This is a genomic window from Halomonas sp. DP1Y21-3 (assembly GCF_019801245.1).
Lineage (GTDB): Bacteria > Pseudomonadota > Gammaproteobacteria > Pseudomonadales > Halomonadaceae > Halomonas > Halomonas litopenaei.
Window position 1 is genome coordinate 150,671 of the sequence record NZ_JAHVJM010000004.1, and the last position, 18,542, is coordinate 169,212.

The following is an 18,542-nucleotide window of genomic DNA, read 5'->3' on the forward strand; positions in this document are numbered from 1 at the left end:
TTTCTTATAGAACAACCAAGGATTGCACCAGAGAAAAGCACGCCTTTGGTCGCGCACAAAAAAAGTGCGCAACCTTACGATTGCGCACCATTGATGTGCAGCGATTCATCCTGATTGACGCGCTACCGCTCAGACGGTCAGGTAGCGCTTCACCACGGCGTCGTCGAGCTCACCGATATCACCGACGGCGACTCTCCGCCCGCGATCGAGGATGGCGAAGTGGTCGGCGAAGCGACGGGCAAAGGGCAGTTTCTGCTCCACCAGCAGCACGGTCAGCCCATCATCGGCGATCAACCGACGGATGACTTCGCCGATCTGGGCGACGATATTGGGCTGGATGCCCTCCCCCGGCTCGTCGAGGATCAACAGCTTCGGCTCGATCACCAGGGCGCGCCCGATCGCCAGCTGCTGCTGCTGACCGCCGGACAGATCGCCGCCACGCCGGTGACGCATCTCCTTGAGTACCGGGAACAGCTCATAGATCCGTTCGGGCACCTGGCGCAGGCCATCACCACGGGCGGCGAGGCCCGTGCGCAGGTTCTCCTCAACCGTCATCAGCGGAAAGATCTGGCGTCCCTGGGGCACATAGCCCACGCCCAGGCGTGAGCGATCCTCGAGGCGACGCTTCTCCAGCGCGACACCGTCGGCGTAGTGAAGCTCACCGCCGGTGATCGGCACCTCGCCCATGATCGCCTTCATCAGGGTGGTCTTGCCGACGCCATTACGACCCAGCACACAGGTACAGGCCGCCCTGGGCACGTCGAGATCGAGATCCCACAGGGTGTGGCTCTCGCCATAGAACTGATTGAGCCCGCGAATGCTCAGCATCGATCCACCTCCTTGCCTGTCTCTCGCGCCCACCGGCCGCAGACCTTCGCCCACAGCGTGGCCAGCCTGCCGCGGGATGCGCCGTCCGCCCAGTACAGCGCTCTTACCGAAGACTGCTGAGGTACTCGCTCCAGTCCGATCATGCCGCCTCCTCGTCGCCACCCAGGTAGACCTCGATCACCCTGGGGTCGCTTGCCACCTTGTCCATACTGCCCTCGGCCAGCACCGAACCCTGATGCAGCACCGTCACCGTGCGGGCGATCGAACGCACAAAGCCCATGTCGTGCTCCACCACCACCACCGAGTGCTTGCCGGCGAGGCTCAACAACAGCTCTGCGGTACGCTCCATCTCCTGCTCGGTCATCCCCGCCACCGGCTCGTCGACCAGCAACAGTCGAGGGCGCTGCATCAACAGCATGCCGATCTCGAGCCACTGCTTCTGTCCGTGGGACAGGATGCCCGCCTGGCGGCGACTGAGCGACGCCAGGCCCACCGTCTCGAGCACCTCCTCGATTCGCGCCAGCACCTCCCCGGTCATGCGCGCCTTGAGCGTCGGCCACAGACTCTTGTCCATGGCCATCGCCAGCTCGAGGTTCTCGAACACCGTCAGCGCCTCGAACACCGTGGGCTTCTGGAACTTGCGCCCGATGCCGAGCCGGGCGATCTCCGGCTCGTTCTTGGTCAACAGGTTGTGGCGGCTGCCGAACCACACGCTGCCCTGATCCGGGCGCGTCTTGCCGGTGATGATGTCCATCATGGTGGTCTTGCCAGCACCGTTGGGGCCGATGATGCAGCGCAGTTCGCCGTCGTCGATGGTCAGGTTGAGATCATTGATGGCCTTGAAGCCGTCGAAGCTCACCGACACGTCCTCGAGATAGAGGATCGGGCCGTGGCGCACGTCGACCGGCGATTGTTCCGGGACCAGGAAGTCGAAGACCCGATCGCGATCGGCCAGGCTCTGAAGAAAGCTCATGGGGTGGCCTCCCTGGGGGTTGCATCCAGCGTGTCGGTTGGCGTGTCGGGTTGCGTGTCGCTGTCATCGTCGCTGCCTTGCTGGCGAGAGCGTGACAAAAGCCCGGCGATGCCCTGGGGCAGCAGCACCGTCACCAGCACGAACAGCGCACCGAGCGCGAACAGCCAGGCCTCCGGCATCACCCCGGTGAACACGCTCTTGGCGTAGTTCACCGCCAGCGCACCGATCACCGCGCCATAGAGGGTGGCACGGCCACCCAGGGCCACCCACACCACCACCTCGATGGAGAACAGCGGCGAGAACTCGCTGGGGTTGATGATGCCAACCTGGGGCACATAGAGGGCGCCGGCGACCCCGGCCAGCATGGCCGAGACGACGAACACGAACAGCTGATAGCGCTCCACCCGGTAGCCGAGAAAGCGGGTGCGGGACTCGGCGTCGCGCACCGCCACGCAGACCCGCCCGAGCTTGCTGACCACGATGGCGCGGCACAGCAGGAAGCCCAGCGCCAGCGCCACGCCGGATGCAATGAACAGCCCCAGTCGTGTGGCGTCGGCGGACAGGTCGAAGCCCAGCAGTTCCTTGAAGTCGGTCAGGCCGTTGTTGCCGCCAAAGCCCATCTCGTTGCGGAAGAACGCCAGCATCAGCGCAAAGGTCAGCGCCTGGGTGATGATCGACAGATAGACCCCGGTGACCCGCGAACGGAACGCCAGGAAGCCGAACACCAGCGCCAGCAGGCCCGGCGCCAGCAGCACCATCACAAAGGCAAAACCGGCCATGTCGAAGCCAAGCCAGTACCAGGGCAGACTGTCCCAGTCGAGGAACACCATGAAGTCCGGCAGCAGTGGATCGCCGTAGACACCGCGGTCGCCGATCTGGCGCATCAGGTACATGCCCATGGCGTAGCCGCCGAGGGCGAAGAAGGCGCCGTGGCCCAGGCTGAGAATCCCCAGGTAACCCCAGACCAGATCCACCGCCACCGCCAGCAGCGCGTAGCACAGGTACTTGCCCAGCAAGGTAACGGTATAAGTAGAGACATGCAGCGGATGCTCCGGCGCCAGCAGCAGATTTGCCGCCACCACCAGCGCCATGGTGGCACCGAGCACCGCCAGGAAGATCAGAGTCGACCGCTCGCCAAACGGGCGAGCCAGCCATAGTCGGGATGATGGCATCGCTCAGCCCTCCGCCGCGCGGCCCTTCTGGGGAAAGAGTCCCCTCGGGCGCTTTTGAATGAACAGAATGATGAACACCAGCACCAGGATCTTGGCCAGTACCGCCCCGGCCCAGGGCTCCAGCACCTGATTGATCACCCCCAGCGAGAGCCCCGCCACCAGGGTGCCCCACAGATTGCCGACCCCGCCGAACACCACCACCATGAAGGAGTCGATGATGTAGTTCTGGCCGAGGTTGGGACCGACGTTGGTGAGCTGTGACAGCGCCACCCCGGCAAGGCCAGCCACCCCCGACCCCAGCGCGAAGGTCAGGATGTCGACGCGGGTCGCGCGAATGCCCATGGAGCGTGCCATGGCACGGTTCTGGGTTACCGCCCGTACCTCCAGTCCCAGCCGGGTGCGGCGCATCACCAGCATCAGGGCGGCAAACACCAGGATGGCGAAGCCGAGCACATAGAGGCGATTGAGGGTCAGCGACAGCGCCTCGTTGATCACCAGCGAGCCGCTCATCCACTCGGGCGTCACCACGGTACGGTTGAGCGGTGAGATCAGGGTGCGCACCAGCTGCTGCAGGATCAGGCTGACGCCGAAGGTCGCCAGCAGGGTTTCCAGCGGACGCCCCTTGAGGAACTGGATGACGCCTCGCTCGATGGCCACACCCACCAGCGCCGCCACCAGAAAGCCCGCCGGAATCGCCAGCAGCAGCGCAAGCCCCGGCTGCCCCGGCAACAGCTGCTGCATCGCCCAGGTGGTGTAGGCCCCCAGCATGATCAGCTCGCCGTGGGCCATGTTGATCACCCCCATGACGCCGAAGGTGATAGCCAGGCCGATCGCCGCCAGTACCAGCACCGAGCCCAGCGACAGGCCGAAGTAGAGCGTCTCGGCGGCGCGGTTGAGCTTGAGCGCCTGCTCGCTCTCGGCCAGCGCCGCCTGGGCGGCTTCCGCCAGCGCCACGTCGTCGCTGCGGCTGGCCTGCATCAGCGCGGCCCTGGCCTGGCCATTGAGGCTGCCGGACAGCGCCTCGACCGCCGCGACGTCCCCCTGCTCGACCCGTGCGATGGCAATGGCCTGCTCCAGGGTCGCGGCCACCTCGGGGTCGCTCTCGGCGGCGGCCAGCTCGCTCAGCGAATCGACGGCCTCGGCCTCGACCTCGCCCAGCAGATCCCGCGCCGCCGCCAGCCGCTGGGCGGGGTCGTCGACACGCAGGTCGATCAGCGCCAGGGTGCTGTCCAGATAGCCCCTGAGACTGTTGTTGATGGAGACGCGGTCGAGCTCGCGGCGCGATATTTTGCCCGCCGGTTCCAGCGTCAGGGCGTCGGCCACGGGCCAGTTGCGACCGCGATTTTCCAGTACCACGACGATAGCGCCGCTGTCCTTGACGCGGGCGAGCTTGCCCTCGGCGAAGCTCTCGAGCCAGCGCCGGGCGCGCTCGTCACCGCTCTCGGCGATGGCGTCGATGGCCGCTTCCTTGTCGCGGAAGCTGGACTCGGCCAGCGCCGACAACAGCGCCGGCCCCTGGTCGGAAGACGCGGCCTTAGAAGCGCCGGCGTCCTGAGCCCAAGCCTGGCCCAGCCCCAGGGCGACGAGGCAAAGCAGCACCAGCGCGCTCAGCCAGTGACGACCTGCAATTAAATTCATGGTGAGGTCCCTTGAGACACCCGGGTGCCGACGGCACCACGGGCAGGGTTGGCGTGATCCGGGCCGGTGCGCCGTGCACACCGGCCCCTTGTCGTTATGTTCTATTCGCTGGAGGCGACGTCTGAGCCACCACCGCAGCTACCCTGCACCACGTTGTAGTTGCCGCACTCAAGCGGAGCACGCCAGTCGCTGATCAGATCGCGGGAGCCTTCCAGATAGTCGGACCAGGCGTCGCCGGCCACGGTGGACGGGGTCTGCCACACCACCGAGAACTGGCCGTTGTCCTGGATCTCGCCGATCAGCACCGGCTTGGTGATGTGGTGGTTGGGCATCATGGTGGCGTAGCCACCGGTGAGATTGGGCACCGACACACCGATGATCGCTTCCTTGACCGCATCTACATCGGTGGTCTCGGCCTTGCGCACCGCCTCGGCCCACATGTTGAAGCCGATATAGTGGGCTTCCATGGGGTCGTTGGTGACGGCGTTGTCGTCGCCGGTGTAGTCGTACCAGGCGTCGATGAAGTCGTAGTTGACGTCTTCATCCACGCTCATGAAGTAGTTCCAGGCCGCCAGGTGGCCGACCAGCGGCGCGGTGTCGAGACCGGACAGCTCCTGCTCGCCCACCGAGAAGGCCACCACCGGGATGTCCGAGGCCTCGACGCCCTGGTTGGCCAGCTCCCGGTAGAAGGGCACGTTGGCGTCGCCATTGATGGTGGAGACCACCGCCGTCTTCTTGCCGGCACCACCGAACTGCTTGATCTCGGAGACGATGTTCTGCCAGTCGGAATGACCGAAGGGGGTGTAGTTGACCATGATGTCCTCGTCGGCCACGCCCTGTGATTTCAGGTAGGCTTCGAGGATCTTGTTGGTCGTGCGCGGATAGACATAGTCGGTACCGGCCAGCACCCAGCGCTCAACACCGACCTCGTTCATCAGGTAGTCCACCGCAGGAATCGCCTGCTGGTTGGGCGCAGCGCCGGTGTAGAAGACGTTTTCGGAGGATTCCTCGCCTTCGTACTGCACCGGATAGAACAGCAGACCGTTGAGCTCCTCGACCACCGGCAGCACCGACTTGCGCGACACCGAGGTCCAGTTGCCGAAGATCACGTCGACCTCTTCCTGCGCCAGCAGCTCGCGGGCCTTCTCGGCAAACAGCGGCCAGTTGGAGGCCGGGTCCACCACCACCGGCTCAAGCTCGCGGCCGAGCAGGCCACCCGCTTCGTTCTGCTGCTCGATCAGCATCAGCATGGTGTCTTTCAGGGTCGACTCGCTGATCGCCATGGTACCGGACAGGGAATGCAGGATACCGACCTTGATCGGGTCCTCCTGGGCGAGCGCCGGTGCGGCGATGGCCAGCGACAGCGTGGACACGGCCAGGCTGGCCAGCGCCTTTCTAGAAAGCGCTTTGGAACGGTGGGCACAAACCTGCGTAGAAGAGATCGAAGCGGTGGGCATGGGAAACCTCCAGGGGTTGCCTTGTCGTTGTGATGGACCATCGTCGAGAGGGAGCCAGGCGGTTCAGGTAAAACCGCTGTATCGCTCAGGCCTGACGTCTTGCGACGTCGACCTCCATCACCACTTCAAGCAAGTCCCATGCCAGCCATATAAAACATTTATAAATTCCGACATTACGTCGGCCAAGACGGGGGCTTACCCACCCCGCCTTGCGCCACAAGAGAGCATCTCGCGCCACCGGGGCGCACCAATGCACCACATGTGGTGCACTTCGCTACCCCGCCCCCTACTTCTGCACCACCACAGCGCCAAGCACCGGTGCACCCCGCAACGGCCGGCACCAGAATGGACCGCATATTACTGGCCCACTCTGTTCAATCTGCCGCGTTAGTACCATTACGCTGGCAGACGGTCGAGCTGGCGGAGCACCTGTTCGGTAAAGGCGCTGCAGCCGGTATCGCCGCCGAATTCCCGGGGCCGAGACCGGCCATCGGACAGTACGCCGTCCACCGCTTGACGCAACCGACCGGCGGCGTCAGACAAACGATCGTCGGCGTGCTCCACCGCCAGCCATTCGAGCATCATGGCCCCGGACAACAGGGTGGCGATGGGGTTGGCGGCGTCCTGCCCGGCGATATCCGGGGCGCTGCCGTGGGCCCCCTGGAACAGACCGTGGCGATCGCCCAGTTCGGCAGACGGCGACACCCCCATCCCGCCGACGGTGGCCGCCCCCAGGTCCGAGATGATGTCACCGAACAGATTCTCGGCAACGATCACGTCATAGAAGTCCGGGCGCTTGACCAGGTGCACCGTCATGGCGTCAACGTAGGCATAGTCGAGTTCGACGTCGTTGAACTCGGCGCCTACCTCGTCGCATACCCGACGGAAGAAGGCGTAGCTTCTGAGGATGTTGGCCTTGTCGCAGACGGTGAGCCGCCGCTTGCCGTCCTTCGGTGCGCCCTGACGTCGCCGTGACAGCTCCAGGGCGAAGCGCGCGACTCGCTCGGTGCCCTTGCGGGTGATCACCAGGCTGTCGCTGGCCATCTCGTCTCGCAGCACCACCCCGGCGCCGCGGCTGGCGTAGAGGCCTTCGGTGTTCTCGCGCACGATGACATAGTCGATGGTACCGGGCTGATGGTGTCTCAGCGGCGACTCGACCCCGGGCAGCAGGCGGATCGGACGCACGTTAGCGTAAAGGTCCAGTCCGAAGCGCAGCTTGAGGTGCAGGTCGTTGCCCACCTCGGTACCGTCGTCGTAGGTCACCCCCGGCAGCCCGGCGGCTCCATGCAGGATGGCGTGACTGGCCCGACAGGCGTCCAGCGTCGACTGGGGCAGCACCTCGCCGGTCTTGTCATAGTGCCCCGCTCCACCGTCGAGCCAGTCGAAACGCAGCACGTCGCTACCCAGCAGCGCTTGCAGTACCTGCACCGTGGCGCCCGCCACCTCCGGGCCAATACCGTCACCAGCGATGGTGGCAATTCGATAACTCACAGAGATTCCCTCGTCTTGTTGTTGTCCATTGATGGTGGCCTCGCAGTATCGTGGTGCAGCGATGTTCTATCCATGGGACCTTATGGTCGATGGCGATGGCGATGGCTACGTCAGAGATCACGCCGCATGATCAGATCCCTGTCCACCACATCGCCCATCTGAAAACTGTGGGTGCCTACCTCGACAAAGCCCCGGGAGCGATAGAAGGCGATGGCGGGATGATTGTTTTCCCACACGCCCAGCCAGACGAAAGCCCTGGCCTGTTCTCGCGCCTCGGTGATGGCCTTGTCGTACAGCATCTTGCCAAGCCCTCGGCCCTGGGCCTCGGCCAGCAGACAGATGCGCTCGATCTCGAGACCATTGTGCTCGCTCAGATCGGTCTGGGCCTCCCCCCAGTTGAGCTTGAGATAGCCGACCGCTACGGGCCCCTTGGCAACGCCCTCGCGCTCCTTTCCCGCTTCACCCGTCTCGCTGCGGCCGGCCTCTTCCAGCAGCCAGAATCGCGACTGTGGGCAGGCCAACTCGCGCTGCACCCTTCCCAGGTCAAAGGCATCACTCAGATAGCGCTCCATGGTCGCCTTGGAGTAAAAGTCGACAAAGGTCTGGTAAAAGGTGCGGCGCCCCAGGGCGGCCAGCGTTTCGGCGTCCTCCAGCGTTGCCTGCCTCAGGCAGTCATTCATCTCGCGTCCTTACTCCATCGTTGTTCATACCCGCACGCAGGATCGTCGTCATGGGTCGCCACTGAGCACGGCGGCGGCGTGGTCAGCAAGCCCATCCCCTCGAAGGCCTTCGCGGATGCCCTCGCGTTCTTCCTGGGCTTGTGCTGCCGGGCTTGTACTAGTCAGCCAAGTGCTTGCCCACCAGTCGCCCGATCTCGAATGCCAGTCCAAGGGGTCAATCGCCTTCGTACCTTGGCGCTGGATCATCTCCACACAGCACGGCAGCGTCACAAGCCGAACGCCCATCCTCTCGAAGGCCTTCGCGGATACCCTCGCGTTCTTCCAACGGCTTGTGCTGGCTGGCCTTGTGTTTGCCCACCAGGCGCGTCACCTCAAGCTCTACCCCCACAATGCCACGACGCATCCCCTCCAGGTAGTCTTCGGGGGCGTCGTCCACCGCCCAGGGCGCTTCCCGGCCCGCCTCGAAGCGATCGACCAGCGACGTCAGGTGCGAGGTGAGCCAATCGCTTTCACGCGGGAAGACGAGCCGACCATGGGCATGCACCACCTGGTAGTTCCAGGTCGGCACCACGCGACCATGGCGGCGCTTGTCGGGATACCAGCCAGGCGAAATATAGGCGTCGGGGCCATGAAAGATCGCCACCGCCTCGATCGCTGCCGCGTCTGCTCGCTCACCCTCACCCAGCCGCCAGAGGGCATTGGCTCGGGCGATATGGCCACGCAGCACCAGCGCGCCCTGTGCCGTCTGCTCGACCATCAGGGGCAGGTGGTCGATACACACCCCCTGGTCACCGTCGGTGACCAGGGTCGCAAAGGGATAGGCTCGGACCACCGCCATCATGGCGTCTTCGTCGGTCATGGCGAAGTGTCTTGGCTGATACAAGGGTCACGCGCTCCTTCAGAGTGGTTGGCATCCATCAATGTTGACTGCGAGAAGTAGAAGTTTATGTGCCCGCAGGGTCATCCAGGTTCAGGGTATAGGCGTAGAAGGCGTCGTTGCGTTGCCAGTTAAGTGACTCATACAGCGCCTGGGCGGTGTGGTTGTGGGTCTGGGTATTAAGCGTCAACTGGCCCACGCCCTGCTCCCTCGCCAGGTTCGCGGCGGCCTCCATCAGCTCACGGCCGATCCCCTTGCCACGCGCCTCGGGCGCCACGAACAGGTCGGCCAGGGTCCAGCGCGGTCCCACCCGTACCGTGGATAGCGTCGGATAGAGCTGAACGAAGCCTTCGAGCACACCCTCGTTGTCGCTGACCAGCAGGCGCGAGTCGGCGAGCACGAGGCGCGTCTGGAGAAAGTCGCGGGCAGCCTGGATGTCGCTTTCCTGTGAATAGAACACCCGGTAGCCATCGAGCAGCTCACTCAGGGGTTGTAGATCGGCGATACAGGCAGGACGAACATGGTTCATGAGTCACCTTTCACATTGGCGGTCGTGTGCGCCGGCTGGCCAGAGGCGCACCGGCTCGTCGGGATGACAGGCACCCAGTCTTGCGCAATAGTGGTCCCACCATAAGAACCAATACTGTCCAGAAAAGGGGAACCAGTGCCCAGCCTTCACCGTCACGCCGAATGGATCACCGAAGCGCTGGCCATGCGCCTGGCGCCACCCGCCGCCGAACCCCCGTCGGGTTCGCTGTCCCAGCGCCTGTACGCGGCCCTGCGCGAGTGGATACAGCAAGGTAGCTTGCCCGCCGCCAGCGCCCTGCCCTCGTCTCGACGGCTGGCCGCGGACCTCGGCATCGGCCGCAACACGGTGCTTGCCGCCATGGACCGCCTGGTGGCAGAAGGCTTCGTCGAGGCGCGCCCGGGGGCCGGGCTATTCGTGGCGTCTTTGGCGCTGCCCGAACCCAGCCCGTTGCCCGGCGCCCCCATCCAGGCGAGCCGCTGGCATTCTCGGCGAGGTCAGCGCCTGCTGGAGAGCTGCGGCGAGATGGAGGGCTCCCGGGATGCCTTCGCCCCGGGCGTCCCCGCCCTCGATCTGTTCCCGCGCGAGGCGTGGCAGCGCCTGCTACGGCGCCATCGCCACCAGGCCAGCCTGGATGCCTTCGGCTACGCCACCAGCGGCGGGCATCACGCCCTCAAGACGGCGCTGTGTGACTACCTGCGTCTATCGCGCTCGGTCAATTGCCAACCACATCAGATCCTGATTACCCAGGGCGCCCAGCAGGGCTTCGAGCTGATCGCCCGCCTGCTGGCCGACCCCGGTGACAGCGTCTGGGTCGAGGATCCCGGCTATGCCGGTGCCAAGGCCTGCTTCAACATGGCCGGGCTAACGCCCGTCCCGGTACCGGTGGACGCACAGGGCATGCAGCCTGAGGCTCTCGCCCCGGATAGCCCGCCACCTCGACTGATCTATGTCACCCCCTCGCATCAGTACCCCTGCGGCGTGACGATGCCGGTGGCACGGCGTCTCGCCCTGCTCGACTTCGCCCGCCACCACGGCGCGCTGATCATCGAGGACGACTACGACAGCGAATTTCGCTATACCACTGCGCCGGTGGCCTCCCTCCAGGGGCTGGCCGGGGGCGGTCCGGTGCTCTACGTCGGCACCTTCAGCAAGGTGCTCTACCCGGGCCTCAGGCTCGGCTACCTGGTACTTCCCGAGGCCCTGGTGGACGACTTTCGCCGCGCCAACGCGCGACTGCATCGGGAAGGCCAGTACGTCTCCCAGTCAGCGCTGGCAGACTTTATCGTCGAGGGACACTTCTCTCGCCACATCGCGCGCATGCGCCACTGCTATCGACAGCGTCAAGCCTGTCTAAGGGAGGCCCTGGCGCCTGCCGTAGAGCAAGGACTTGAACTGTCGGCCGGCCAGGCCGGCATGCACCTGGTGGCAAGGCTCGCCTCACTGAAACAGGAGCAACGCCTGATCGAGCGCGGACGGCGCGAAGGCGTCACCCTGTCGCCGCTATCGGGTCACTACCTGGCGCCTGATGCCATGCCTGGGCTGGTGCTGGGCTACGCCGGCTCGACACCGGGGCGGATCGCCGAGGCCGGCGGCTGGCTGGCCAGGACCTGGATCGATGACCGACAACACCAGCCGGCGGGCTGATATGCCTCCGCATACGCCCGCTCGGTCATGATGCACACAAAAAAAGGGCGCCCCATCGGGGCGCCCAAGGTCGTTAGTCGAGTCGAGCCCGAAGGCCTTCGTCAACCACCGGGAGCGGGGTCGCTCAATCGCCCGGTGTGGTGTGGCCGGTCTGAACCTCCATGCGCTTTCTCAGGATCGGGCCGACGATGTACGGCAGGATCAGGCCGAGACCGGCGAACAGCCACAGGCCGATGGCCAGGCCGCTGTCCCACAGGATCGTCCAGTCGCCGTCGGAGATGTCCATGGCGTGGCGCAGGTTCTTCTCCATTTCGGGGCCAAGCAGCAGACCCAGGATCACCGGCACCAGCGGGATCTCGAGCTTCCTGAGGATGTAGCCACCGACCCCGAAGGCCACCATGAAGTACAGATCAAAGGTGGTGTTGGAGATCGAGTAGATGCCGACGAAGGCCACCATGGTGACGATCGGCAACAGGTACATCGGCGGCACCGACAGCAGCTTGACGAAGATACCGACCAGCGGAATGTTGAGCACCAGCAGCAGGAAGTTGCCGATCAACAGCGCCGCGATCACCCCCCACACGATGTCCGCGTTCTGGGTGAACATCAGCGGACCAGGGGTGATATTCAGCGAGATCAGCAGCGCCAGCAGCACCGCGGTGGTGCCGCTACCCGGGACGCCCAGGGTCAGCATGGGCACCAGGGCACCGCTGGAGGCGCCGTTGTTGCCGGCCTCGGGGCCAGCCACGCCGCGCGGGTCACCTTCACCGAAGTAGCCCTTCTTGCCGACCACCTTCTTCTCGAGGGTGTAGCCGATAAAGCTGCCCAGCGAAGCACCGGCCCCCGGCAGGACGCCGGCGATAAAGCCGAGGATGCCGCCACGGATGCTCGAAGGCATGATGCCCTTGATGTCGGCCCAGGAAAGCTTGAGCTTGTTGACCTTGATGGTCTTCTTGCCCTTGCCGGCACGGTCCTCGATAAAGAACAGAAGCTCCGAGATGGCGAACAGGCCGACGATGGCGATGATGAAGTCGACACCCTCGTAAAGTTCGAGCACCTGGAAGGTGTAGCGCTGCACCCCGGTATTGTCGATACCGATGGTCGCGATCATCAGACCGATGCAGGCGGCCACCACGGTCTTCATCGGGTTCTTGCCGGTGATACCGCCAAGGGTCGCGAAGGCCAGCAGGAACAGCGCGAAGTATTCCGCAGGACCAAAGGTCAGGGCGAAATCGGCCAGGATCGGCGCCAGCAGGATCAGGCCCACGGTGGCGATCAGGCTGCCCATGAAGGAAGCTATGGCGGAGATCGCCAGGGCCTCGGCGGCCTTGCCCTTCTGGGCCATCGGATAGCCGTCGAGGCAGGTCATCATGGCCGGCTCGTCACCGGGAATATTCAACAGAATCGACGAGATACGCCCGCCGTACATGGCGCCAGCGTAGACCGCAGTGAGCATGATCAGGGCGGTCTCGGGCTTGAGCCCAAGGGTAAAGGCCAGCGGGATCAGGATCGCCACACCGTTGGCCGGGCCGAGTCCGGGCAGCGCGCCGATCAGGGTGCCGAGAAAGGCGCCCAGCAGCGCAAACATCAGGTTATGCGGGGCGAGCGCCACCCCGAAGCCATCGATCAGGTAGCCAAGGGTTTCCATCAGCCCACCTCCAGGAAGGACAGCACACCCAGGGGCAGGGGCAGGTCCAGCGCAAAGTTGAAGATCAGAAATACCACCACGCCGGAAATACCGCCGACAATGAAGGCCTTGACCGGCGGCGCGCCCATGCGCCAGCACAGGGTGCCCACCGCCAGCAGGGTCGCCAGGATAAAGCCGAGCGGCTGCAGCAGGGCCGCGTAGAGCACCAGCACCACCAGGGCGATGATCAGCTCGACGCCGGTGCGGCTCCAGGGCCAGGCATTGTCAGGATCCGGGCGCACCACCATGTACAGGCTGGACAGCCCCAGCACCACGGCCAGCAGGTAGGGGAAGGTTTCGGGGCCTACCGCCTCGGCCCCGCCAAAGGGTTCGGGAAACTGGGTGGCGCCCCAGCCGTACGCGACGGCCAGGACGATCATCAAGACCCCGAATACGCGGTCGTTGAACATGCTCATTGCTGGATCAGTCCGATATCTTTGGAGAGCTGGTTGATGTCGGCGATCTGCTCCTTGACGAAGGTCTCGAACTCACCGGCGCTCATGTGGAACGGCATCAGGCCGTTGCTTTCCATGACGTCCTTCCACTCCTGGCTCTCGTAGATGGTGTCCATGGCGTCGACCCAGTACTGCTTGGCGTCTTCAGGAATATCCGCCGGCATGTAGAAGCCGCGCCAGTTCGGACCCACGGCGTCGATGCCCTGCTCCTTGGCGGTGGGGATCTCGCTGAACTCGCCCGGCAGACGCTCCTCGGACAGCACCGCCACCACGCGCAGGTCACCGGACTCCATGAAACCCTGGGCCTCGGTGATGTCACCGGTGAAGGCGTCCACGTGGCCGCCGACCACCTGGGTCATGGCCTCGCCGCCGTTGTTGTAGGACAGGTAGGGGATCCTCGGCAGGTTCTCGACGCCGGCGGCCTGAGCCGCGATCAGCACCTTGAGGTGATCCCAGCCGCCCTTGGCGCTGCCACCGGCGAACTTCACCGCACGCGGGTCTTCCTTGATCGCGTCCATGATGGCGTTGAGGTCCTGGTACTCGCTGTCGGCGCTGACGGCGATGACCCCATAGTCCGCCCCCAGGGCGCCGACCCAGTTGACCATGTCGGCGGTCATTCCCGGGAACTGCCCCTGGGCCAGGCGTGTGGTGGTGGCGGTGGAAGCCGCGACCAGCAGCTGGTCATCACCGGCGCGCTTGCTGACGGTGTGAGCGTAAGCCACGCCACCACCGGCACCGGCCATGTTGACGGTCTGAACACCGCGCGGCACCAGGTCCAGCTCTTCGAGCACGGTACCGACGCTGCGGCAGGTGAAGTCCCAGCCGCCGCCCGGGTCGGCAGGCGCCAGGCACTCGACCTTGCCTTCGGGCTCAAAGGCAACGGCAGTGCTGGCTGCACCGGTGATGGCAGCGATGGCGATCAGTTTGACTGGCGTGTTCATGGACATGACGAAGTCCTCTGTTGTTGTCTGCTGACAGGAGGCACGAGCCGACATCCCGTCGCGATTGACGCCGAGACGGCGCCGAGATTTCCACTTGTTGGAAACTGACACCTGGCTTACAATTCTGTAAGGCAGAACGTCGTTCCCTTGGATGGAAAGCTAAGCCCGGACAGCATCCGGGTCAACGCGCGATCGCGTAATTCCGACCAAAGTTGAATGCCAGCGACATCATTCGCTATCACCGACAGGAAGGTTCACATGGCACAGGATCGCGTCGAGGCGGTCGAACGGGCCCTCTCGGTCCTGGAGGTCTTCGATACTCCTCAGGATAGTTTCAGTCTGGCAGAACTGGCCGACGCCACCGGCTTCTACAAGAGCACCCTGCTCAGGCTTCTGGCCTCGCTGGAACGCTTCGACTACACCCAGCGTGGAGAGGATGGCCGCTGGCGCATTGGCGGTGCTCCGGTGCGCCTCGCCCGTCGCCACGCCCCCAGTCGCGATCTCGCGGCGCTGATCCAGCCGCTGCTCGACGGCCTGGCGCGACAACTCGGCGACACCGCCAGCCTGCTCGAGGTGACCGCCGGCGTGGTTCACTGTCGCCTGGCCGCCCTGCCCGATCAGAGCCTGCGCCATGACCTTGTTCCCGGCAGCCAGTGGCCCCTGCGGGACACCGACGCTCCGGCGCCGGCCCTTGCGGGAGGCATCATGGTGTGTCGGCGGCTGCCGCTGGAAGGTCGTCACGAACTCTGGCTGGCCCTGTCCGGGCCCGAGGGACGGTTGGACACACAGGCCGCCGCGACACGGCTCGACGAGGCGGTGACACAGTTGATCGATCAGCGGGACACCCAAGGGAGGCGCGCATGACACTGCTGCTGGTGGAAGACGATCGGCTTCTGGCCGAGACCCTGGTCGATGCCCTCGGCATCGCAGGCCACGAGGTTGTGCATCTCGACAACGGCATCGACGCCCGCGACCGCCTCCAGGGAAATCACCGACTGGACATGGTACTTCTGGATCTGAACCTTCCTGGGCTCGGCGGCCTGGAGGTGCTGGAGGCGTTGAGACGCCACGACAGCTCGACCCCGGTGCTGATTCTCACCGCTCGCGGCGCGGTAGAAGATCGCGTGCGAGGGCTCGACCTGGGTGCCGATGACTACCTGGCCAAGCCCTTCTCGCTGGAGGAGCTGGAGGCCCGGGTACGCGCCCTGATGCGTCGCCGCGCCCCCTCCGGCCTGATCACCGTGGGCGAACTCAGCTTCGATAGCCTGGCCCAGCGCTTCAGCCTGGGCGACGAGGCGCTGGCACTGCCTCCGCGAGAGCAGCGCCTGCTGGGATGCCTGATGCGACACGCCGGCCAGCCGGTGGACAAGGCTACCCTGGTGCGTGAAGCCTTCGGCGAGGAGGAACTCGGCGACAATGCCATCGAGGTCTACGTGCATCGTCTGCGCAAGCGCCTTCAGGGGCATCGAGTGAACCTGCGCACGGTGCGCGGTCTCGGCTACCTGCTGGAAGCACCATGAGCGGGGATTCACTGCATCGCCGACTGTTGACCTGGCTGCTGCTGCCGATGCTGATCGTCGGCTCGGTGGTGCTGTGGCGGGCCTGGCTGGACGCTCGCCAGACCGCCGACCGGGCCTTCGACCGACTGCTCGACGCCGCCAGTCTGTCGATCGCCGAACAGGCCCAGTGGCAGGACGATCGCCTCTGGCTCGATCTGCCCCCGGCGGCCCTGGAAATGCTCGCCTCGCGCCACGACGAACGGGTGTTCTATACCCTGGTGGACGCTCGCGGTGAGCGGGTCACCGGTAACGCCAACCTGCCCGGCATCGAAGGCGCCGCCCAGGACGCAAGCGACGTCGTCTATGGCGACGTTGACTACCACGATATGCCTCTGCGCCTCGGCGTGCGCCGCTCTCGGCTTGAGGACTGGCGCCTGCGCGAGCCCTTCGAGATCCGGGTCGCCCACACGCGCGAGGGGCGCGACGCGCTCAGCGGCGAGCTGTTTCGCCAGAGCCTCGCCTACCTGCTGGCGGTGGCGGTGCTGTCGGTGGCCGCCCTGCTGATCGCCATTCGCCTGGCGCTGGCACCGCTGACACGACTGCGACGCCAGATACGCACCCGTGATCCGCGCACCCTGGCACCGCTGGAATTGCCGCTGCCGCGAGAGCTGGCCGAGCTGCGCGACACCGTCAACGAGCTGCTGGCACGGATGCGTCGGGTCAAAGCCAACCAGGAACGCTTTATCGGCGACGCCTCGCATCAGCTCCGCACCCCCCTGGCGGGGCTTTCCGCCCGGGCCGAACTGGCCCTGCGCCAGGACGACCCCGCCATCTGGCACTCGGCCCTGGGCGCCATGCAGACCACCAGCCAGAGCGCCTCGCGCCTGGCCATGCAACTGCTGTCACTGACCCGCCTGGACAATCCCGAGTACCAGCCCGAACTGGCCCCCACCGATCTGGTTCAGGTCGCCCGTGAGGCGGTGATGGCCCATTGGCAACGCTGTCAGCGCGTCGGCGTCGACCTTGGACTGGAAGCGCCAGAGGCACCGGTGCACGTGCGGGGGCTCGACTGGCAGCTGGGCGAGGCGCTGGCCAACCTGATCGACAACGCCTGCCACTACGGTGCCAGGCACATCACCGTCGAGGTCAGCGCCAACCCGATCGCGCTGGCGGTCGTCGATGACGGCCCGGGCATCCCCCACGAGCGTCGACTGCTGGTACTGCGCCCCTTCCACCGCGGTGAGCACACCAGCGAAGGCTCGGGTCTGGGCCTGGCCATCGTCGACGGCATCGCCCGCACCCACGGCGCTCGACTGAGCCTCGGTGACGCCCGGCAAGCACCACCGCCGGGCCTGCGAGTCAGCCTGCAATTCGGCGAAGGCGTCGACAAGGGATCGACGTCCGCCCCTTCACGGAGCCAGCCATGATATCCCGCACCCTTGCGCTGCCCCCCTGGATGACCGCCGTTGTCACGCTGGTGGCGTCGCTGGCGCTGTGGTCGCTTCTGCCTGATGAGTCCCTGGCGCAATCCATACCCGAGGCAGGGGCCGACTCCCCCCTCGAGGCATACCCGGGGAACGCCTCGCAGCAGCCAGCCTACGATGAGGTCACCTTCGAAGGTACAGGAGAGTCGTCAGATGCGCTGGTGATCCACGCGGCCCTGGATATCCCCTACGCCCTGCCGCTACTCGAGGACTTCCATCGTCGTCATCCGCGCTACACCATCACCTACCGCAACTTCTCGACGCTGGACGTGCATCAGCGCTTTCTCGACGCCCCCGCAGAGGCCGATGTGGTCATCTCGTCGGCCATGCCCTGGCAGTACCTGCTGGTCAACGAGGGTCACGCCCAGAGCATCGACACCGCCATCACCCAGCGCTGGCCGGACACGGCCAAGTGGCGTCAGGAGCTGTTTGCCTTTACCTTCGAACCCATCGTGATGGTGGTCAGCCGCCGCCTCGAGCAGCGCCTCGGCCCCGTCGACAGCCGCGCCGATCTGCTCGGCCTGCTGGCCGAGGCGCGCTCGCCGCTGCAAGGACGCCTGGTCACCTACGACCCCACCTCCAGCGGCGCCGGCTACACCTACGCCATCGAGGAGTCGCGCCTGTCCCCGCGCTACTGGGATCTGGTGGCGGCGCTGGGCAAGGCAGATACCGCCCTGGTAAATACCACCGGCGCCATGCTGGAAGGCCTCAGGCAGGGTCGCTACGACATCGCCTACAACGTGCTGGGCAGCTATGCCCGGGAAAGGATCGCCGATGACCCCGAGCTCAGGCTGGTGATTCCCGACGACTATGCCCTGGTCATTCGACGTCTGGCCTTCGTGCCTCGCCAGGCGCCGCACGCGGGGGCAGCGCGCCGCTTTATCGACTACCTGCTGAGCGCCGACGGCCAAAGGGTCATCGCCGAGGCCGGCGAACTCGGCGCCCTGCACCCCCAGCTGGATGGCCCGGGCACCGCCACCGCCATGCGCCGCGACTACCCTGACGGCCTGAGGCCGATTCCTCTGAGCCCCGGCTTGCTGGCGACCCTCGATGAGTTGAAGCGCACCGCCCTGCTCGCCCGCTGGCAGCGCGAATTTCACGATCAGCCGGTCGATACCCGGGCGATCGAGCAGTTCTCGCGGTGACGATGCGCCCTGCTATCGTTGCGCAGACACGACAAGGCCCGC

17 protein-coding genes are annotated in these 18,542 nt (G+C 65.5%); 5 read left to right on the top strand and 12 right to left on the bottom strand.

Going from position 1 to position 18,542, the window contains the following annotated elements; genetic code table 11:
* Positions 1 to 129: 129 nt before the first annotated feature.
* The 9 genes from urtE to KUV74_RS12970 all read right to left on the bottom strand — a co-directional run bounded on the left by urtE (position 130) and on the right by KUV74_RS12970 (position 9,645).
* Positions 130 to 828 (bottom strand): urea ABC transporter ATP-binding subunit UrtE, encoded by a 699-nt coding sequence (gene urtE, locus KUV74_RS12930; RefSeq protein ID WP_045992498.1) that lies wholly within the window; start codon positions 826 to 828, stop codon positions 130 to 132.
* Positions 829 to 967: 139 nt separating this feature from the next.
* Complete coding sequence (gene urtD / locus KUV74_RS12935) at positions 968 to 1,801, bottom strand: urea ABC transporter ATP-binding protein UrtD (protein WP_045992499.1); 834 nt, start codon at positions 1,799 to 1,801, stop codon at positions 968 to 970.
* Positions 1,798 to 2,973: an urea ABC transporter permease subunit UrtC gene (gene urtC / locus KUV74_RS12940; RefSeq protein ID WP_222516528.1), complete on the bottom strand. Its 1,176-nt coding sequence runs from the start codon at positions 2,971 to 2,973 to the stop codon at positions 1,798 to 1,800. Before urtC ends, urtD begins: the two co-directional genes overlap by 4 nt.
* 3 nt (positions 2,974 to 2,976) lie before the next feature.
* A complete protein-coding gene (urtB, locus tag KUV74_RS12945) occupies positions 2,977 to 4,611 on the bottom strand; it encodes an urea ABC transporter permease subunit UrtB (RefSeq protein WP_222516529.1) in 1,635 nt (544 codons plus the stop codon).
* A 101-nt stretch (positions 4,612 to 4,712) separates the two neighbouring features.
* Entirely contained in the window at positions 4,713 to 6,068 is a 1,356-nt protein-coding gene (urtA, locus tag KUV74_RS12950) for an urea ABC transporter substrate-binding protein (protein ID WP_213227086.1), read from the bottom strand.
* A 396-nt stretch (positions 6,069 to 6,464) separates the two neighbouring features.
* Positions 6,465 to 7,559: an isocitrate/isopropylmalate dehydrogenase family protein gene (locus tag KUV74_RS12955; protein WP_222516530.1), complete on the bottom strand. Its 1,095-nt coding sequence runs from the start codon at positions 7,557 to 7,559 to the stop codon at positions 6,465 to 6,467.
* Positions 7,560 to 7,669: 110 nt separating this feature from the next.
* Positions 7,670 to 8,239, bottom strand: a complete 570-nt coding sequence (locus KUV74_RS12960) for a GNAT family N-acetyltransferase (RefSeq protein WP_222516531.1) — start codon at positions 8,237 to 8,239, stop codon at positions 7,670 to 7,672.
* A 214-nt stretch (positions 8,240 to 8,453) separates the two neighbouring features.
* Entirely contained in the window at positions 8,454 to 9,122 is a 669-nt protein-coding gene (locus KUV74_RS12965) for an FMN-binding negative transcriptional regulator (protein WP_222516532.1), read from the bottom strand.
* Between the two features lie 61 nt (positions 9,123 to 9,183).
* On the bottom strand, positions 9,184 to 9,645 hold the full coding sequence (locus KUV74_RS12970) for a GNAT family N-acetyltransferase (RefSeq protein WP_222516533.1): 462 nt from the start codon (positions 9,643 to 9,645) through the stop codon (positions 9,184 to 9,186).
* A gap of 183 nt (positions 9,646 to 9,828) precedes the next feature.
* Between KUV74_RS12970 and KUV74_RS12975 the strand changes: the two genes are divergently transcribed.
* Positions 9,829 to 11,289 (top strand): PLP-dependent aminotransferase family protein, encoded by a 1,461-nt coding sequence (locus tag KUV74_RS12975; RefSeq protein ID WP_222516712.1) that lies wholly within the window; start codon positions 9,829 to 9,831, stop codon positions 11,287 to 11,289.
* Between the two features lie 124 nt (positions 11,290 to 11,413).
* Here KUV74_RS12975 and KUV74_RS12980 read toward each other — a convergent pair whose 3' ends face one another.
* Genes KUV74_RS12980 through KUV74_RS12990 form a run of 3 tightly spaced genes read right to left on the bottom strand, consistent with a single transcriptional unit; the run spans position 11,414 to position 14,378 of the window.
* Positions 11,414 to 12,937, bottom strand: coding sequence for a tripartite tricarboxylate transporter permease (locus KUV74_RS12980; RefSeq protein ID WP_108133069.1), 1,524 nt, complete (start codon positions 12,935 to 12,937; stop codon positions 11,414 to 11,416).
* Complete coding sequence (locus KUV74_RS12985) at positions 12,937 to 13,392, bottom strand: tripartite tricarboxylate transporter TctB family protein (RefSeq protein WP_045994006.1); 456 nt, start codon at positions 13,390 to 13,392, stop codon at positions 12,937 to 12,939. The genes KUV74_RS12980 and KUV74_RS12985 overlap by 1 nt, the downstream gene beginning before the upstream one ends.
* Positions 13,389 to 14,378, bottom strand: a complete 990-nt coding sequence (locus KUV74_RS12990; protein ID WP_045994007.1) for a Bug family tripartite tricarboxylate transporter substrate binding protein — start codon at positions 14,376 to 14,378, stop codon at positions 13,389 to 13,391. Before KUV74_RS12990 ends, KUV74_RS12985 begins: the two co-directional genes overlap by 4 nt.
* 252 nt (positions 14,379 to 14,630) lie before the next feature.
* Between KUV74_RS12990 and KUV74_RS12995 the strand changes: the two genes are divergently transcribed.
* The 4 genes from KUV74_RS12995 to KUV74_RS13010 are packed head-to-tail and all read left to right on the top strand — an operon-like array spanning position 14,631 to position 18,500.
* The gene (locus KUV74_RS12995) at positions 14,631 to 15,236 is read left to right on the top strand and encodes a helix-turn-helix domain-containing protein (RefSeq protein ID WP_213227107.1); all 606 of its coding nucleotides are present in this window, start codon (positions 14,631 to 14,633) and stop codon (positions 15,234 to 15,236) included.
* On the top strand, positions 15,233 to 15,892 hold the full coding sequence (locus KUV74_RS13000; RefSeq protein ID WP_045994009.1) for a response regulator transcription factor: 660 nt from the start codon (positions 15,233 to 15,235) through the stop codon (positions 15,890 to 15,892). The genes KUV74_RS12995 and KUV74_RS13000 overlap by 4 nt, the downstream gene beginning before the upstream one ends.
* Entirely contained in the window at positions 15,889 to 17,298 is a 1,410-nt protein-coding gene (locus KUV74_RS13005; RefSeq protein ID WP_222516534.1) for a sensor histidine kinase, read from the top strand. Before KUV74_RS13000 ends, KUV74_RS13005 begins: the two co-directional genes overlap by 4 nt.
* Positions 17,295 to 18,500 (top strand): ABC transporter substrate-binding protein, encoded by a 1,206-nt coding sequence (locus KUV74_RS13010; RefSeq protein ID WP_261395405.1) that lies wholly within the window; start codon positions 17,295 to 17,297, stop codon positions 18,498 to 18,500. The genes KUV74_RS13005 and KUV74_RS13010 overlap by 4 nt, the downstream gene beginning before the upstream one ends.
* Positions 18,501 to 18,542: the final 42 nt, after the last annotated feature.

What these genes read in the sequence shown, in the direction of transcription:
- urtB (WP_222516529.1), bottom strand. Translation starts at nt 4,611, where the DNA reads ATGAATTTAATTGCAGGTCGTCACTGGCTGAGCGCGCTGGTGCTGCTT.
- KUV74_RS13000 (WP_045994009.1), top strand. Translation starts at nt 15,233, where the DNA reads ATGACACTGCTGCTGGTGGAAGACGATCGGCTTCTGGCCGAGACCCTG.
- KUV74_RS12980 (WP_108133069.1), bottom strand. Translation starts at nt 12,937, where the DNA reads ATGGAAACCCTTGGCTACCTGATCGATGGCTTCGGGGTGGCGCTCGCC.
- KUV74_RS13010 (WP_261395405.1), top strand. Translation starts at nt 17,295, where the DNA reads ATGATATCCCGCACCCTTGCGCTGCCCCCCTGGATGACCGCCGTTGTC.
- KUV74_RS12975 (WP_222516712.1), top strand. Translation starts at nt 9,829, where the DNA reads ATGCGCCTGGCGCCACCCGCCGCCGAACCCCCGTCGGGTTCGCTGTCC.
- KUV74_RS12995 (WP_213227107.1), top strand. Translation starts at nt 14,631, where the DNA reads ATGGCACAGGATCGCGTCGAGGCGGTCGAACGGGCCCTCTCGGTCCTG.
- urtA (WP_213227086.1), bottom strand. Translation starts at nt 6,068, where the DNA reads ATGCCCACCGCTTCGATCTCTTCTACGCAGGTTTGTGCCCACCGTTCC.
- KUV74_RS13005 (WP_222516534.1), top strand. Translation starts at nt 15,889, where the DNA reads ATGAGCGGGGATTCACTGCATCGCCGACTGTTGACCTGGCTGCTGCTG.
- KUV74_RS12960 (WP_222516531.1), bottom strand. Translation starts at nt 8,239, where the DNA reads ATGAATGACTGCCTGAGGCAGGCAACGCTGGAGGACGCCGAAACGCTG.
- urtE (WP_045992498.1), bottom strand. Translation starts at nt 828, where the DNA reads ATGCTGAGCATTCGCGGGCTCAATCAGTTCTATGGCGAGAGCCACACC.
- KUV74_RS12990 (WP_045994007.1), bottom strand. Translation starts at nt 14,378, where the DNA reads ATGTCCATGAACACGCCAGTCAAACTGATCGCCATCGCTGCCATCACC.
- KUV74_RS12985 (WP_045994006.1), bottom strand. Translation starts at nt 13,392, where the DNA reads ATGAGCATGTTCAACGACCGCGTATTCGGGGTCTTGATGATCGTCCTG.
- urtD (WP_045992499.1), bottom strand. Translation starts at nt 1,801, where the DNA reads ATGAGCTTTCTTCAGAGCCTGGCCGATCGCGATCGGGTCTTCGACTTC.
- urtC (WP_222516528.1), bottom strand. Translation starts at nt 2,973, where the DNA reads ATGCCATCATCCCGACTATGGCTGGCTCGCCCGTTTGGCGAGCGGTCG.
- KUV74_RS12970 (WP_222516533.1), bottom strand. Translation starts at nt 9,645, where the DNA reads ATGAACCATGTTCGTCCTGCCTGTATCGCCGATCTACAACCCCTGAGT.